This is a genomic window from Modestobacter sp. VKM Ac-2979, from assembly GCF_026967995.1.
Classification (GTDB): Bacteria; Actinomycetota; Actinomycetes; order Mycobacteriales; family Geodermatophilaceae; genus Modestobacter.
Genome location: NZ_JAPVBO010000003.1, coordinates 676435 through 691281 on the forward strand (window position 1 = coordinate 676435; position 14847 = coordinate 691281).

The 14847-nt window shown below is 76.1% G+C and carries 15 protein-coding genes and 1 rRNA gene; 4 read left to right on the forward strand and 12 right to left on the reverse strand.

The window, feature by feature from the left end:
* Nucleotides 1-13: 13 nt before the first annotated feature.
* From O2W15_RS11970 to steA, 3 genes are read right to left on the reverse strand one after another with little or no spacing between them, the layout of a single operon-like run.
* Nucleotides 14-853 carry a hypothetical protein gene (locus O2W15_RS11970; RefSeq protein ID WP_269179586.1) on the reverse strand — a complete coding sequence of 280 codons (840 nt, stop codon included), beginning with the start codon at nucleotides 851-853 and terminating at the stop codon, nucleotides 14-16.
* The gene (locus O2W15_RS11975; protein ID WP_269179587.1) at nucleotides 850-1803 is read right to left on the reverse strand and encodes a copper transporter; all 954 of its coding nucleotides are present in this window, start codon (nucleotides 1801-1803) and stop codon (nucleotides 850-852) included. The genes O2W15_RS11970 and O2W15_RS11975 overlap by 4 nt, the downstream gene beginning before the upstream one ends.
* The gene (gene steA, locus O2W15_RS11980) at nucleotides 1800-2984 is read right to left on the reverse strand and encodes a putative cytokinetic ring protein SteA (RefSeq protein WP_269164223.1); all 1185 of its coding nucleotides are present in this window, start codon (nucleotides 2982-2984) and stop codon (nucleotides 1800-1802) included. The genes O2W15_RS11975 and steA overlap by 4 nt, the downstream gene beginning before the upstream one ends.
* A gap of 164 nt (nucleotides 2985-3148) precedes the next feature.
* Between steA and O2W15_RS11985 the strand changes: the two genes are divergently transcribed.
* Nucleotides 3149-4144: a TetR/AcrR family transcriptional regulator gene (locus O2W15_RS11985; RefSeq protein ID WP_269179588.1), complete on the forward strand. Its 996-nt coding sequence runs from the start codon at nucleotides 3149-3151 to the stop codon at nucleotides 4142-4144.
* 86 nt (nucleotides 4145-4230) lie between these two features.
* On the opposite strand, the gene recN is transcribed toward O2W15_RS11985, so the two are convergent.
* Genes recN through O2W15_RS12005 form a run of 4 tightly spaced genes read right to left on the reverse strand, consistent with a single transcriptional unit; the run spans nucleotide 4231 to nucleotide 8087 of the window.
* Nucleotides 4231-6027 (reverse strand): DNA repair protein RecN, encoded by a 1797-nt coding sequence (gene recN, locus O2W15_RS11990; protein WP_269179589.1) that lies wholly within the window; start codon nucleotides 6025-6027, stop codon nucleotides 4231-4233.
* Nucleotides 6002-7072 carry an NAD kinase gene (locus tag O2W15_RS11995; protein ID WP_269179590.1) on the reverse strand — a complete coding sequence of 357 codons (1071 nt, stop codon included), beginning with the start codon at nucleotides 7070-7072 and terminating at the stop codon, nucleotides 6002-6004. Before O2W15_RS11995 ends, recN begins: the two co-directional genes overlap by 26 nt.
* The gene (locus O2W15_RS12000; RefSeq protein WP_269179591.1) at nucleotides 7069-7866 is read right to left on the reverse strand and encodes a TlyA family RNA methyltransferase; all 798 of its coding nucleotides are present in this window, start codon (nucleotides 7864-7866) and stop codon (nucleotides 7069-7071) included. The genes O2W15_RS11995 and O2W15_RS12000 overlap by 4 nt, the downstream gene beginning before the upstream one ends.
* Entirely contained in the window at nucleotides 7866-8087 is a 222-nt protein-coding gene (locus tag O2W15_RS12005; RefSeq protein ID WP_269179592.1) for a hypothetical protein, read from the reverse strand. Before O2W15_RS12005 ends, O2W15_RS12000 begins: the two co-directional genes overlap by 1 nt.
* Before the next feature lie 266 nt (nucleotides 8088-8353).
* Here O2W15_RS12005 and O2W15_RS12010 point away from each other — a divergent pair, with 266 nt between their 5' ends.
* Nucleotides 8354-8692, forward strand: a complete 339-nt coding sequence (locus tag O2W15_RS12010; RefSeq protein WP_036341266.1) for an alkyl sulfatase C-terminal domain-containing protein — start codon at nucleotides 8354-8356, stop codon at nucleotides 8690-8692.
* 17 nt (nucleotides 8693-8709) lie between these two features.
* Here the strand turns inward: O2W15_RS12010 and O2W15_RS12015 are convergent, their stop codons facing one another.
* Nucleotides 8710-9819, reverse strand: a complete 1110-nt coding sequence (locus O2W15_RS12015) for an HAD-IIA family hydrolase (RefSeq protein WP_269179593.1) — start codon at nucleotides 9817-9819, stop codon at nucleotides 8710-8712.
* Between the two features lie 36 nt (nucleotides 9820-9855).
* Complete coding sequence (locus O2W15_RS12020; RefSeq protein ID WP_269179594.1) at nucleotides 9856-10257, reverse strand: tetratricopeptide repeat protein; 402 nt, start codon at nucleotides 10255-10257, stop codon at nucleotides 9856-9858.
* A 153-nt stretch (nucleotides 10258-10410) separates the two neighbouring features.
* Between O2W15_RS12020 and O2W15_RS12025 the strand changes: the two genes are divergently transcribed.
* Nucleotides 10411-11682, forward strand: coding sequence for a DUF1015 domain-containing protein (locus O2W15_RS12025; RefSeq protein WP_269179595.1), 1272 nt, complete (start codon nucleotides 10411-10413; stop codon nucleotides 11680-11682).
* A gap of 35 nt (nucleotides 11683-11717) precedes the next feature.
* On the opposite strand, the gene O2W15_RS12030 is transcribed toward O2W15_RS12025, so the two are convergent.
* Both O2W15_RS12030 and O2W15_RS12035 read right to left on the reverse strand, forming a co-directional pair.
* A complete protein-coding gene (locus tag O2W15_RS12030; protein ID WP_269164214.1) occupies nucleotides 11718-12077 on the reverse strand; it encodes a single-stranded DNA-binding protein in 360 nt (119 codons plus the stop codon).
* Between the two features lie 85 nt (nucleotides 12078-12162).
* Nucleotides 12163-13200 carry a tetratricopeptide repeat protein gene (locus tag O2W15_RS12035; protein WP_269179596.1) on the reverse strand — a complete coding sequence of 346 codons (1038 nt, stop codon included), beginning with the start codon at nucleotides 13198-13200 and terminating at the stop codon, nucleotides 12163-12165.
* A gap of 129 nt (nucleotides 13201-13329) precedes the next feature.
* Between O2W15_RS12035 and O2W15_RS12040 the strand changes: the two genes are divergently transcribed.
* Nucleotides 13330-14343 carry a hypothetical protein gene (locus O2W15_RS12040; protein WP_269179597.1) on the forward strand — a complete coding sequence of 338 codons (1014 nt, stop codon included), beginning with the start codon at nucleotides 13330-13332 and terminating at the stop codon, nucleotides 14341-14343.
* Nucleotides 14344-14776: 433 nt separating this feature from the next.
* On the opposite strand, the gene rrf is transcribed toward O2W15_RS12040, so the two are convergent.
* Nucleotides 14777-14847: ribosomal RNA gene (gene rrf / locus O2W15_RS24050) — 5S ribosomal RNA — on the reverse strand; the annotation flags it as partial.

A 14847-nucleotide genomic window follows, 5' to 3' on the forward strand; every position in this document is an offset into this window, starting at 1 on the left:
TGCCGCACGACGGTCACGCCCGGCGGCGGCCGAGCCGGTCGAGCTCCCGCAGGCCGGGGGTCGACTCGATGACCCGGGTGAAGCTGATCTTCTCGCTGGCCAGGGTGAGTGCGGTGACCACACCGAGCAGGCCGGCCCGGGAGCCGCGGCCCGGCAGCGCGGCCAGCCGCAGGCCGAGCAGCGCGCCGACGGCGTTGGCCCCGCAGTCGCCGAGCATCACGCGCTCGCCGAGGTCCGCGGGCAGCACCGCCAGGCCCGCGCCCAGCGGGCCGGCGACCAGCCCACCGGCAGGGCCGCCCACGGTCGCCGCGGACAGCAGCACGGCGGCCTTCGCAGCCCGGCCAGGACGCAGGTCGAGCAGGTTGACCAGGTTCGCCGTCCCGGCGACCAGGCCGGTGGTCAGGACGCCGTCGACGACGGCAGACACCCCGCTACCGCGGCGGGTCAGCACGGCGGCGACCGCAGCGGCGGCACCGATCCCGGCGACCTTCACCGCGCCGGCCGACACCCGCCCCGCCCGCAGTGCGGCCAGGTGACCGGCCAGGCCCTTGTCCCGGGCCTGCTCCGGCCGGGCGCCCGCCAGGTCGTCGTAGCCGCCGACCGCACCGGCGACGACACCGACGACGGCGGCCGCGGCCCGCTGGCCCGCCGGGGCGCCGAACACTGCCGATCCGGTCGCCGCGGCGGCCAGCACCGGGCCACCCAGCAGGGTCACCGGGCGCCCGGCGTAGTTGGTCCGCCGCCAGGGCGCCCCCGCCGGGCGGGCGGTCAGCGCGTCGGCACCGGCCAGTCCGGCCAGCGCGGCCCCTGCGGCCCCCGCGGCCAGCGCGGCACGCCCACGCGAGCTGCTCACGGGACGGGCGTGGGCACCGGCTGGGTGCCCTCCCCGACCCCGTACTGGCCCGAGGTGTCCGTGGCCTCGGCGACCAGCGCGAGCACGGTGCTGATCTGGCCGGCCGGGGTGTCGGCGTTGTCGATCGTGGACAGGCCGTCGGAGACCGGCCGGTCCGCGCGGACCGCACCGACCAGACCGCCGTCCTCCACCGAGGCGAGGTCACCGGCGATGACGGCACCGGAGCCCCGGGCGTCCAGCGCGGTGGCCAACTGGACCAGGGCGGTGGTGCGCTCCTCGGCGTCGTCACCGGAGGCGGTGCCCGCGGTCAGCAGCACGGCGAAGTCGGCCGGGGCCACCGAGGCCGTGTCCCGGCTGAGCACCTCGAGCTCCTCCAGCCCGGCCAGCACCGAGGCGGTGGCCGCAGCGTCGGGGACGACGCCGGCCTCCTCGCTGTCGGCGCCGGGGACGACGAGCACGTCGGCCAGCACGTCGGCCAGGAGCTCACCGGTGTCGTCGGTCTCCGCCGGGGTGACGCCGGGCGGCAGCCCGGGGCCGGTCAGGTAGCTGCGCAGGCCCGACTCGTTGGCCGGGTCACCGAACCCCTCGGGGAGCCGCAGGGCGCCGGTGACGGTGGCCCCCGCGTCGGCCAGCAGCGCGGTGATCCCCTCGACCGTCTCGGCCGGCACGTCCTCGCTGCCGACGACGAGCAGCACGCTGCGCCCAGCGAGGGTGTCGGCGACCAGGGCGGGGCCGACGGCCTCCTCGAAGCTGCCGACCTGGTCCAGCGTGGTCTGCAGCTGCCGGGTCTCGTCCTCCAGCAGCCGCTTGTCCTCCTGGAGGGCGGTCACCTGGCTCTGCAGGTTCGTCAGCACCGGTCCGTTCAGCTGCGTGGTGCCGATGACGATCCCCAGGGCCACGGCCAGGAAGACCGCGATCAGGGAGACCAGGTGGTAACGGAAGTCGATCACGAGAAGAGGTTCTCCAACCAGAACACGAAGCTGTCCCATTGGTCGATGAGCAGGTCGAGATAGACGCGGCCGGCGGTGGACACGGCGAGCGCGGCGGTGATCGACAGCAGGGCGGCCAGCACGAGCAGGACGAGCGCCAGGGTGGAGATCCGGCTGCGGTACAGCCGGCTGACCCCCTTGGCGTCGACGAGCTTCCCACCCAGCCGCAGCCGGGTGAGGAAGGTCGAGGCCATGCCGCCACGGCCCTTGTCCAGGAACTCCACCAGCGTGGCGTGGGTGCCGACGGCGACGATCAGCGTCGCGCCCTTCTCGTCGGCCAGCAGCATGGCGATGTCCTCGCTGGTGGCCGCGGCCGGGAAGGTGATGGCCTCGACCCCGAGGTCGGTGACCCGCTGCAGACCAGGAGCCCGGCCGTCGGGGTAGGCGTGCACGACCACCTCGGCGCCGCAGCGGAGCACGGAGTCGCTGACCGAGTCCATGTCGCCGATGATCATGTCCGGCTGGTAGCCGGCCTCCTTGAGCGCGTCGGCGCCACCGTCCACGCCGATGAGCACCGGGCGGTAGTCCCGGATGTAGGGGCGGAGGGCCTGCAGGTCCTCCTTGTAGTCGTAGCCCCGGACGACGACCAGCACGTGCCGGCCCTCGATCCGGGTGGTGACGTCGGGGACGCCCACCCCGTCGAGCAGCAGCGCGCGTTCGCGCTTCATGTACTCCATGGTGTTGGCGGCGAAGGCCTCCAACTGGTCCGACAGCCCGGCACGGGCCTCGGCCATCGCCACCGCGATGGTCTCCGGCGTCTGCTCCACGCCCTCGGCCACGACCGTGTCACCGGCGTAGAGCCGGTTGCCCTCCAGCCGGACCTCGGTGCCCTCCTTGAGCTGGGCGAGGACCTCCTTGCCCACTCCGTCGACCAGCGGGATGCCCGCCTCGACCAGGATCCCGGGGCCGAGGTTGGGGTACCGGCCGGAGATGCTCGGCGAGGCGTTGACGACGGCGGCGACCTTGCCCGCCACGAGCGAGTCGGCGCTCACCCGGTCGATGTCGAGGTGGTCGAGCACGGCGATCTCGCCCGGCCGGAGCCGCTTGGTCAGGTTCTTGGTCCGCCGGTCGACGCGGACGGTGCCGGTCACGCCGGGAGCCGTGTCGGACGACCGTCCGCGCCGCAGGGTGCCGATGCGCATGGGTTCGATGCTCCCACGGGCCGGTCGGACCCCCCCTCCCGACGCGCGAGCGCAGCCGACCGCTCACGGTCAGTGAGCGACACCGGGTTCCGGTCGACTCGCCGTGCCGACGACCGGGTGTCGCTGCCCGGGGACGGGACCGGCCCGTCACTAGCGTGACTGCTGTGACTGCAGGGGCCTCCGCGCGCCGGAGTACAGCGACCGACCTGCTCGCCGACGACGCCGCCGCGCCGGACGTCGAGCCCACCAGCACCGTCGCCGGCGACCCGGCGAGCGCCCCGCCCGGGGCAGCGGAACCGCCGTCCGCCCGGGTGGTGCCGCTGCCGTCCCGACCGCCGGTGCCCGCCGCCACGACGCCTCCGGCAGCGGTGGCCCCGGCAGGAGTGGCCCCGAACACGACCGCACGGCTGCCGGCCGAGCCGGTGGAGGACGTCGCCGGCCCGGCCGGGAGCGACCCCCAGCCGGCGAGCGCCGCCGAGCCGGCGGACGCGGCCGGCCCCGGCCGACGGGCCCGTCGGCGGGAACGGCGCGGCCCCAACCTGCGGGAGCAGCGGCGCCTGCGCACCCGGGAGGCCATCGTCGACGCGGCGGCCGAGCTGTTCGCCGAACGGGGCTTCGACCACGTCAGCGTGATCGAGATCGCCCAGCGCGCCGGCGTCGTGGAGAAGACCGTCTTCAACCACTTCCCGGTCAAGGAGGGGCTGGTCTTCGAGGCCGACCCGCCCATGCGCGCGGCGCTGCTGGACGCCGTCCGCCGGCGCCCGGCCGGGGAGTCGGCCGCAGCTGCGGCCGGTGGCTTCGTCGTCGCCGCGGTGAGCCAGCTGGGCTCCCCCGCCGCGGCCGAGGGTGTCGCCGAGATGGCCCGGATCATCCGCGGCAGCCGGACGCTGCAGGCCCGGGAACGGGAGATCCTCGGCGCGCTGACCGACACCCTCGCCGAGCAGATCACCCTCGAGACGCGCGCCGCCGCCGGGGACCTGGAGCCGTGGCTGGCCGCCAACGCCGTCCTGGGGTTGTACTCGGCGCTGCTGGAAGCGGCTCGGGACCGGGTGCTCGCCGGCGCGTCCGGCCCCGAGCTGGTGACCGAGCTGCGCGCCCGCGGCCGCCGCGGGCTCGCGCTGCTGCAGTTCGGCCTGGCCGGGTACGCCAAGCGCCCCTGACGGAGGACCCCGTCCTCCTCACCCCGCGCGAGCTCGGGGCGAGCCTCTGGACGGGGCCACCCGCGCCCCTCGCGCGGGGCCGGGGGTCAGCGGCCTCGTTCGGCTGCGACGGCGAGGAGTTCCCGGGCGTGGGCCTGGCCGGTGTCGCTGTCGGCCAGGCCGGACAGCATCCGGGCCAGCTCCCGCACCCGGTCCTCGTCCCGCACCGCCCGGATGTCGGTGGCGGTGACGCCCAGGGCGGTGTCCGGCGACTTGTCCACCACCAGGTGCGTGTCGGCGAAGGCGGCGACCTGGGCCAGGTGGGTGACCACGACCACCTGGTGCTCACGGGCGAGCCGGGCCAGCCGCCGGCCGATCTCCCCGGCCGCCTGACCGCCCACCCCGGCGTCGACCTCGTCGAAGACCATCACCGGCACCGGGTCGGCGCCGGCGAACACCACCTCGATGGCCAGCATCACCCGGGACAGCTCACCGCCGGAGGCGCCCTTGTGCACCGGCCGCGCCGGTGCCCCCGGGTGCGGTGACAGCAGCAGGACGACCTCGTCGGCGCCGTCCGGACCGGGCTGGTCGACGTCGGTGTCGATCCGGAAGGACACCTGCGCGTTCTTCATCGCCAGGCCGGCCAGCTCGCCCCCCACCTCGGCGGCGAAGCCCTCCGCCGCGGCCTGACGGCCGGCGGTCACCCGGGCGGACAGCGCGGCCAGTCCGGTGCGGGCGACGTCCCGTTCGGTCTCCAGCGTCGCCAGCGCCTCGTCGGAGACGTCGAGTTGGGACAGCCGGTCGGCTGCGTCGGCGGACCAGGCCAGCACCCCGGCCAGCCCCTCCCCCGCGTCGGCGTACTTGCGGACCAGCGCGGTCAGCGCCGCCCGGCGGTCGAGCACCTCGGCCAGCCGCGCCGGGTCGGCGTCCAGGTCGGCGACGTAGCTGGCCAGCTGCACACCGACGTCGGAGACCACGGCCACCGCGTCGGCGAGGTCCTGGGCGAGCAGGACCAGGGTGGGGTCGTCGGAACCGGCCAGCGCCCGCTCGGCCGTGGCCAGTGCGCTGGTGGCGTCCTGCGGGAGGTCGCCGTCCCCGCCGAGGTCGCCGGTGACGTCCCCGACGAGCGCCAGCCGGGCGGTGTCGGCGACCGAGCGCAGCGCATCGGCGTCACCCAGCCGCTTGGCCAGGGTGTCGAGGTCGACGTCCTCGCCCGGCTCGGGCGCCACCGCGGCGATCTCCTCCAGGCCGTGCCGCAGCACGTCGGCGGCCTGGGCGAGCTCCCGGGCCTGGCCGCGACGGCGGTCCAGGTCCTCGGCCAGCCGGCGCCAGACCGCATGGGCGGCGCGGTGCTCCTCGACGAGCGCCAGGTGCTCGGTGCCCGCGTACCGGTCCAGGGCGCGCCGCTGCTCCGTGGGGCGGGTCAGCCGCTGCTGGTCGGTCTGCCCGTGCACCGCGAGCACGTCCTCGGCCAGCTCGGCGACCACGCCGATGGGCACGCTGCGGCCGCCCAGGTGGGCCCGGGAGCGCCCCTCGGCGCTGAACGTGCGGGCCAGGATCAGGCTGCCGTCCTCGTCGGGCTCCGCGCCGGCGTCGGCGGCGCGGGCCCACACCGGGGAGTCCGGCGGCAGCACCAGCCGGCCCTCGACGCCGGCCCGCACCCCCGCGCGGACCCGGCCCTGGTCCGCCCGCCCGCCGAAGAGCAGGCTCAGGCCGGTCACCACCATCGTCTTGCCGGCACCGGTCTCCCCGGTGACCACGGTCAGGCCGCGGCCGAACTCCAGGGTGACGTCGTCGATGGAGCCCAGACCGTGGATGTGCAGCTCCGACAGCGCGCCGTTCGGCGCCTGCGCGGGCTCCGGCTGCGGAGCCGGCCGCTCACGCCGTGCCGTCCGGGTGGCCACCGCCCACCTCCTCTGCGGTCCGCAGGACGCCGTCGCTGGTGTTGACGTCCCCGGTCAGCACGTTGGTGCGCCCGACGGGCGCCTCGTGGCCGGGCCCGTGGGAGCGAGCGTCCCGGAAGCCCCGGACCGGCAGCCCGAACTTGGCGACCAGCCGGTCGCCGAACGCGGTCGGGTTCATCCGGGCGATGCGGACCGGCCGCTCGGAGCGCCGGACCTCGACCCGGCCACCGTCGGGCACGTCGACGACCCGGCGGCCGTCGGCCGACACACGGGCCCGGGTGCCGTCCGGCGGGACGGCGATGGTCAGCACGGAGGTCGGTGAGGTGACCAGTGGCCGGGCGAACAGGGCGTGTGCGTTGGTCGGCACCAGGAGCAGCGCCTCGACGTCGGGCCACACGACCGGGCCACCGGCGGAGAAGGCGTAGGCGGTGGACCCGGTGGGCGTGGCGCACAGGACGCCGTCGCAGCCGAAGCTGGTCAGCGGGTGTCCGTCGACCTCCAGGACGACGTCGAGCACCCGGGCCCGCTCGACCTTCTCCACCGAGATCTCGTTGAGCGCCCAGGTGCCCTCACCGGTCGGCCGGCCCTCGGCGTCCAGCACGGTGGCCTCCAGGGTGAGCCGCTCCTCCACGTCGTACTCGCAGCGCTGCACCGCGGCGATCATCTCCTCGACCGCCTCGGGCTCGGTCTCGGCCAGGAAGCCCACCCGGCCGAGGTTGACGCCGGTGATCGCCGCATCGGTGCTGCGCGCCATCTCGGCGGCCCGCAGGAAGGTGCCGTCGCCCCCGAAGACCAGCACGATCTCCACGCCCTCCGCCGCTCCGGGGCCGAAGGGGCAGACCTCCGCGCCGGGGACGGCCATCGCCTCGGCCTCGTCGTCCAGCAGCCGGACCACGATGCCGGCCTCGGCGAGCCGGGCGGCGGCGGAGCGGGCGAGCCCGACGATGTCGGCGCGCCCGGTGTGCACGGCCAGCAGCACCCGCCGTTGAGCCGGACGGTCCTCGTCGGCGGCGCCCGCCGGTGCGCCTGGCTGGGGCTCGGTCACTGTGGTCCTTCCTGAACTGCTCGGTCGATGTCGGCCTGGTCCGGTGGGGGTGCGTCACGGCGGAGCCAGAGGAAGAACTCCACGTTGCCCGCCGGACCGGGCAACGGGCTGGCCACCACCCCGGCGGTGCCCCAGCCGAGCTCGGCGGCGGCCGCCGCGACGGTGGCGACGGCGTCGGCGCGGTGGGCGGGGTCGCGGACGACCCCACCCGAGCCGAGCCGGTCCCGGCCGACCTCGAACTGCGGCTTCACCATCGGCAGCAGGTCAGCGTCGGGTCCGGCGCAGCCGGTGAGGGCCGGCAGCACCAGCCGCAGGGAGATGAAGGAGAGGTCGGCCACGACCAGGTCGGTGGCGCCGCCGATCGCCTCCGGTGTCAGCTCGCGGACGTTGGTCCGCTCGTGCACGGCGACCCGCTCGTCGGTGCGCAGCGACCAGGCGAGCTCGCCGTAGCCGACGTCGACGGCGACGACCTCCCGGGCGCCACGGCGCAGCAGCACCTCCGTGAAGCCGCCGGTGGAGGCGCCGGCGTCCAGCGCCCGCCGGCCCTCGACGGGCACTCCGAACGCGTCCAGGGCGCCGATCAGCTTGTGCGCGCCGCGGGAGACCCACCGGGGCTGGTCGGGGTCGGTGCGGACGACGACGGGCGTGCCCGCCTCCACGCCGGTGGCCGGCTTGGTGGCGGCCTGCCCACCGACGGTGACCCGGCCCTCGGCGATGAGCGCGACGGCGTCCTCACGGGAGCGGGCCAGCCCGCGGCGCACGAGCTCGGCATCGAGCCGGCTGCGGCGGGCCATCAGAGCTGGTCGATGGTGGACAGTTCGCGCTGCAGCCGCTCGTGCTCGGCCTCGAAGACCGCGACGTGCTCGGCCACCGGCCGACCGGCCAGGTCGGCGAACGGGGACGCCGCGGGACGCGCCGTGGACTCCTGCGTGGTCACTGCGTCGGTGCCCGCCGGAGCGGGCCGGGCGCCGCCTGGCGGGTGCGGGACCGGGCGGGGCTGGCCGGGCACGCTCACGGGCTCCTCCTCCACACGCGGTCGACGCCGGCGAGCCGGCAGCTGCCGGCTCGCCGGTCACCGGGGACCCGGCGACCACCTGGCAGGCTACCGGCCGCCACCGACCGGCGACGGCGCACCGGAGCAGCCGGTGGACCCGCCCTCGGCGACGGCACCGGGCCGCGCGCCGGACCGCCCGCGCCGGGTCGTCCTCCCCGCCGGTAGCGTCCCGCTGCGACCGCCCGGCCGGGACGAGCCCGGTCACCGGCTGGAGGAGGCACCACGACGTGGCGACGCTGGACGAGTGCATGACCGCCCTGGACGACTTCGTGGGCAAGCTGGCCGCCAAGGAGGCGGCACGGGACCTGGACCGCAGCGTCTCCTGCCGGCTGACCGACCTCGACCAGGTGGTCGCCGGCCGGCTGGCCCGCGGCTCGGTGCACGACATGACCGCGCTGCCGGACGGGCCCGCGGTGCCCAAGGCCGACATCCGGCTGACGATGACCAGCGACGACCTGCTGGCCCTGACGTCGGGGCAGCTGTCCTTCGCGCCCGCGTGGGCGTCGGGCCGGATCAAGCTCGAAGCGGGCCTCCGCGACATGCTGCGGCTGCGTTCGCTCCTCTGACCCGCCGGCCCGGACCGTCACCCGGCGGTCAGGGCCCAGCCGGCCAGCAGCTCGGCAGCCGCGTCGTCCCCGGGCCGCAGCACCGCCGGCCGTCCCTCCGCGGGATGCCGCGACCAGTGCGCGACGGCGAGCGCGCGCAACCCGTCCAGCCCGTCGGCCCCCTCCCGCTCCGGCCCGACCGCGCGCAACGTCACCTGCTCCCCGTCGGCGGCGGCCTCCCAGCCGCCACACCGCCAGGTCCACTCGGCCTCGACCGGGGTCACTGCCGGGTGCGCGACCAGCAACCCGGCAGCGTCTGCGGAGAGCAGGTCCGGCCGGTGCACCGGGCCTGCGGCGAGCAGGTCGGCCGGGGTGGCCACCCCGGAGAACACCAGCAGGCTGGCCGCGTCGGCCCGGCGGGCGCCCTCGATGTCGGTGTCGAGCCGGTCGCCGACCACCAGCGGCCGATGGGCGCCGGTCCGGCGGACGCACTCGGCGTGCATGGCCGGGTCGGGCTTACCGGTGACCAGCGGCTGCTGCCCGGTGACCGTGCTGACCACGCCGACCAGCGCACCGTTGCCGGGCAGCACGCCGCGGGGCGAGGGGATCGTCGCGTCGGTGTTCGTGGCGACGTGCCGGGCGCCGGCCCGCACGGCCACCACTGCCTCGGCCAGCTGTGCCCAGCCCACCTGCGGGCCGTAACCCTGGACGACGGCGGCCGGCTCCTCCTCGGCCCGGTCGACCACCGTCAGACCCGCCGCCGACAGGGCGGCCGCGACCCCGGGGCCACCGACCGGCAGGACCCGCGCGCCCGGCCCGACCAGCCCGGCCACGACCGAGGCGGCGGCCTGCGAGCTGGTGATGACGTCGTCGGGTGCGGCCGGGATGCCGAGTTCGGTCAGGTGCGCGGCCACCTGCTCCGGCGTCCGGGCGGCGTTGTTGGTGACGAAGCCGAGCCGCATGCCCTCGTCCCGGGCGGCCTGCAGGGCCGCGGGGACCCCGGGGACGGCAGCAGGGCCGACGTAGACCACGCCGTCGAGGTCGAGCAGGGCCACGTCGTAGGCGCGGGTGGGCGGTGTGTCGGTGCCGGCGGCCAGCGGCGGACGGGCGTCGGTCGGGCGAGGGCTGGACCCAGCGTCGGAGCTCACCTCGTCATCCTGTCGCAGGGCCGTGCGGGCCGGGCCTCAGGGCAGCTCCGTCGCCAGCCCCCGCCGGGCTCGGACGCCGCGCAATGCCCGGGCGTAATGGCCTTGGTCGGGACGCATCGCCACGGCCAGCGCGAGGTGTTCGGCGGCGAGCTCGAGCTCCCCGGCCCGGCTGGCGGCAAGCCCGAGCCCGAACTGGGCGTAGTCGTCGGCGGGGTCGACCGCGATCAGCGCGCCGAAGGACTCGATCGCCTCGCGGTACCGGCCGGCGTCGTACTGGGCCCGGGCCAGGGCCTCCCGCACGCTGCGTGAACCGGGTTCGGCGGCCAGCGCGCGGTCGAGCAGGGTCGCGGCAGCATCGGGGTTGCCATCGCCCAGCAGGTCGAGCCCTCGCTGGTACCAGTCGTAGACGCCGCCGTCCGGCTGTCCCGGGTCCGCCACCGCAGTTCCTCCCCCGCACCCTCTCCGGGTGCTCCACGCGCCGCCGGTGCCGGCAGGCACCGCTCCCGGCCCCCGGCGGGGGCACTCCTACGATCGACCCGTGCCCTCGACGACCTCCTGCCCTCGACGTCGGCGGACGCCCCGCCCGCTGACGTGACGGGCCTCGACGTCCGGCCGTTCCGCGCCCTGACCTACCGCGAGCACGACGGCGACCACCTGGCACGGGTGAGCTCACCGGCCTACGACCTCGTGAACCCGGCGGGGCGGGACCGTCTGGCCGCCGCCGATCCGCACAACATCGTCCGCCTGATCCTGCCCGGCGTCGAGCCGTTGCCGGGGCGGGAGATCACCCGCGCCGAACGCGACCAGCGGTCTGCCGCTGTCGCCGGCGAGACGCTGCGTGCCTGGCTGGCCGAGGACGTGCTGGTCCACGACGAGGTGCCCGCGCTGTGGCGGTACGAGATGGCCGCGCCGGGAGCCGTTCCCACGGTCGGCTGGCTGGGGGCGGTGACGCTGCCGGCCGCTGGTTCGGTGGCCGTGCTCCCCCACGAGGACACCTTCCCCCCGGCCGTCGCCGGACGCGCCGCCCTGCTGGCCGCGACGGACACCGATCTGGAGCCCATCGTCCTCGCGCACGACCCCGACCCGGAGGTGGCGGCGCTCACCCGGCAGACCGGGGACGTCCCGCCCACCCTGGAGGTCGCCGACCCCGACGGGGTGGTCCATCGGTTGTGGCGGGTCACCGACCCGGAGGTGCTGGACCGGCTGACCCGCGCCCTGGCCGGGACGGCGGCGGTGATCGCCGACGGGCACCACCGCTTCGCGGCCGCCCGCGACCACCAGCGCGGCCGGGCCGGCCAGGGCAGCGTGCTGGCGCTGGTCACGCCGATGGGGGCCGGCGGGCTGCGGGTCCGGGCCATCCACCGCGTGGTGCCCGACCTGTCGATGTCGACCGCGGTGGAGTCGGCGGCTGCCGGGTTCGCGGTCCGTGACCTCGCGCAGCCCGGCAGCGCCGTCCGGCCGGTGATCGCCGACTGGCTGGAGACCGGAGCGGACGGGACGTTCCTGCTCACCGACGGCAGCCGGGTCGCCGAGCTGTCCGAGCCGTCGCCGGCGATGCGGGCAGCCGTGCCGGCCGAGGCGCCCACGGCCTGGCGGCGGCTGGACGTCGTCCTCGCCCATGCCGCGCTGCTGACCGGTCTGTGGGGGCGCCCGGACGACCCCTCCTCGGTGCTGGTCGCCCACGACGTCGAGGAGGCGCTGCGGCTGGCTGCGGACCGGGCCGGCGTGGCCCTGCTGCTGCGTTCCCCGTCGCCGGCCGATGTGGCGGCGGTCGCCCGGGCGGGGGCGCGGATGCCGCGCAAGTCGACCCTCTTCGTGCCCAAGCCCCGCACCGGTCTGGTGCTGCGTCCGCACGGGCACTGACCGGCGGACGGCCCGGATCGTCGATCCGGGGCCGCTCACGCCGGCTCGGCCGACGCCCGGGGCGCTCCCCGGGAGACCTTGCGGCCGCGCCGGCAGGTGACCTCGTAGGCGACCGCCGTGCCGGTCGGGGTCCGCCAGAACCGGCGCTGCAGCGACCCCTCCACCTCCACGACGTCGTCCGGGGTCCAGGCAGCCGCGTAGCGCTGGAGCGCCGGCAACAGGCTGACGCAGGTGATCACGTCGGACTTCGGCCCCCGGGGTCGGGGGCTCTCCCGGCGGACGACGAGCTTGAAGACCAGCAGGGTGTCGCCACTGGGCAACGGGCGCAGCTCGGGTGGGGCGGACAGCCGGCCGCGCAGGACGACGTCGTTCCGGTCGATGACAGCAAGGCTCATGCCGCGAGCCTCGCTGCCCGGACAGCGCACCGGCCAGGTGTGCCCACGATCTGTGGACGCACCTGGCCGGTGTGGACGACGGAGGTCAGTCCGTCGGTGACTCCTGCTCCGGGACGTCGTGCCCGGGCGCCTCCTGGAACAGGCGCGTGTGGTCCCGCTCGACGGGGGGCGGCGTCTCGCCGAGGAGCTCGGCCACCTCGGCCTCGATGTCATCGGCCGAGACGTCCCCGAAGTCGGCATCGGCGAACTCGACCCCGCCGATCTCGGCGGTGCCGACACCCGGGCGATCTGCGTCGGCGACCTCCGCCGAAGCGTCCTCCGCAACGGGCTCGTCCTCGACGACCCCTTCGTCGGCGATCGCGACGTCGACAGCCAGGCCGTCGGTGGCCACCGTCTCGTCGGCGCCCTCGTCCTCGTCCGCCTCCGCCTCCGCCTCGTCCTCGTCTGCGAAGAGGGCCGCAACGCCGGTGAGGTCGTCGGGGTCGGCCGCGGCGATGGCGGCGAACCACTCACCGGCCAGTTCCTCCTCGCCGCGGGCGTCGAGCAGCTCGGCGTACGCGGTGGCGAGCCGGAGCTGGCCGAGGTCCGGGTTCCCCAGCGTCGCGGGGGTCGGACGTCCGCCGAGGGCAGCCTCGAGCACCAGCGCAGCGGCTGCCGTCTCGCCCAGGTCCTGTCGGGCCCCGGCCTCGACGAGCCGCAGTTCCACGAGCTCCTCGTCACCGGGCTGGGTGGCCAGCGCCTCCTGGACCAGCCGCAACGCGTTCTCCGGCCGTTCCAGGGCGCGCTCACAGTCCGCCAGCACGGCGCGGTAGCTGTCGTCACCGCTCATCCGGGCGTAGGCCCGCAGCTCGCGGGCGGCCTCGGCGTAGTCGCCTGCGTGGTAGGCCGCGACGCCGACGGCCTCGCGGACGGCAGCGATGCGGGACGCGCGGTCACGAGCTGCGCGGGCGTGCTCGAGCGCCAACTCCGGCTCGTCGTCGAGCAGTCCGCCGGCGGCCACGAGGTGCCGAGCCACGGTGTCGGCGTTGCGGGAGTCCAGGCCGCGCAGTGCCGACCGGACCGACTGGTCGAGGTCCCGCGGGTCCACCCACTCCGGCAGCGCAGGGCCCGGCGCCCGACGCACGGCCGTGTCCCCCTCAGGGCGACGGTCCTGCCACGCCGGACGATCACCCTGCGGACGCTCCTGCCCCTGCGGCCGGTCACCACTGGGACGGCGGTCCTGCCACGCGGGCCGGTCACCCTGCGGACGCCCTTGTTCCTGCGGGCGGTCACCACTGGGGTGGCGGTCCTGCCACGCCGGGCGATCACCCTGCGGACGACCGGCACTCTGAGGCCGGTCTCCGGCCGGGCGGCGGTCCTGCCACGCCGGACGATCACCCTGCGGACGACCGGCACCCTGAGGCCGGTCACCACTGGGACGACGGTCCTGCCACGCCGGGCGGTCTCCCTGCGGACGGCCACCACCCTGCGGGCGCCCTTGACCCTGCGGGCGGTCACCACTGGGACGACGGTCCTGCCACGCGGGGCGATCACCTTGCGGACGACCGGCACCCTGAGGCCGGTCTCCGGCCGGGCGACGGTCCTGCCAGGCGGGACGGTCACCCTGCGGACGCCCACCACCCTGCGGGCGATCGCCACTGGGACGACGGTCCTGCCACGCCGGGCGGTCTCCCTGCGGGCGGCCACCACCCTGCGGGCGCCCTTGACCCTGCGGGCGGTCACCACTGGGACGACGGTCCTGCCACGCGGGGCGATCACCCTGCGGACGACCTGCACCCTGAGGCCGGTCTCCGGCCGGGCGACGGTCCTGCCAGGCGGGACGGTCACCCTGCGGACGCCCACCACCCTGCGGACGATCGCCACTGGGACGACGGTGCTGCCACGCGGGGCGATCACCCTGCGGACGACCTGCACCCTGAGGCCGGTCACCACTGGGACGACGGTCCTGCCAGGCGGGGCGATCACCCTGCGGACGACCTGCACCCTGAGGCCGGTCACCACTGGGACGACGGTCCTGCCACGCGGGGCGATCACCCTGCGGACGCCCACCACCCTGCGGACGGTCACCACCGAGACGACGGTCCTGCCACGCCGGACGGTCACCCTGCGGACGGCCACCACCCTGCGGACGCCCACCACCCTGCGGACGCCCACCACCCTGCGGACGGTCACCACCGGGACGACGGTCCTGCCACGCGGGGCGATCACCCTGCGGACGACCCTGACCCTGCGGACGACCCTGGCCCTGGGGGCGCCCGCCACCTGAGCGACCACCCGAGGACCGTTCGCCGGCCGGACGACGGTCGCGCCACTCCCCTCCGGGACCACCTGATGCGCTCGGGCGATCGTCACGTGACGACCGCCCGCCACCGGCAGCTCCACGGCTGCCGTCTGCGGGCCGGGCTCCCCGATTGCCCTCGGTGGGCCGGGAGCCGCGGTGCCCCGCGGGGCGCTGCGGTCGACCGGCGCCGCCGGCGCTGCGGCCACGGTCGGAGCCAGAGGGCCCCCGTCGCGGAGAAGTCATGGTGTTCTACGTACCTCACTGGTGAACGGCGCACGCCCGGTGGGGGCACCTGTACGGCATCGCATCCACCCGACACACCGCTGAAGCGGCTGCGTCCGGTCGGTCGACGAAAGCGGACAAACGCACAAAACGGGGGCCGGAGCGCAATGCTCCGACCCCCGTTTCGTGAAGTTATGTCCGGCGGCGTCCTACTCTCCCACCCGGTCCCCCGGGCAGTACCATCGGCGCTGAAAGGCTTAGCTTCCG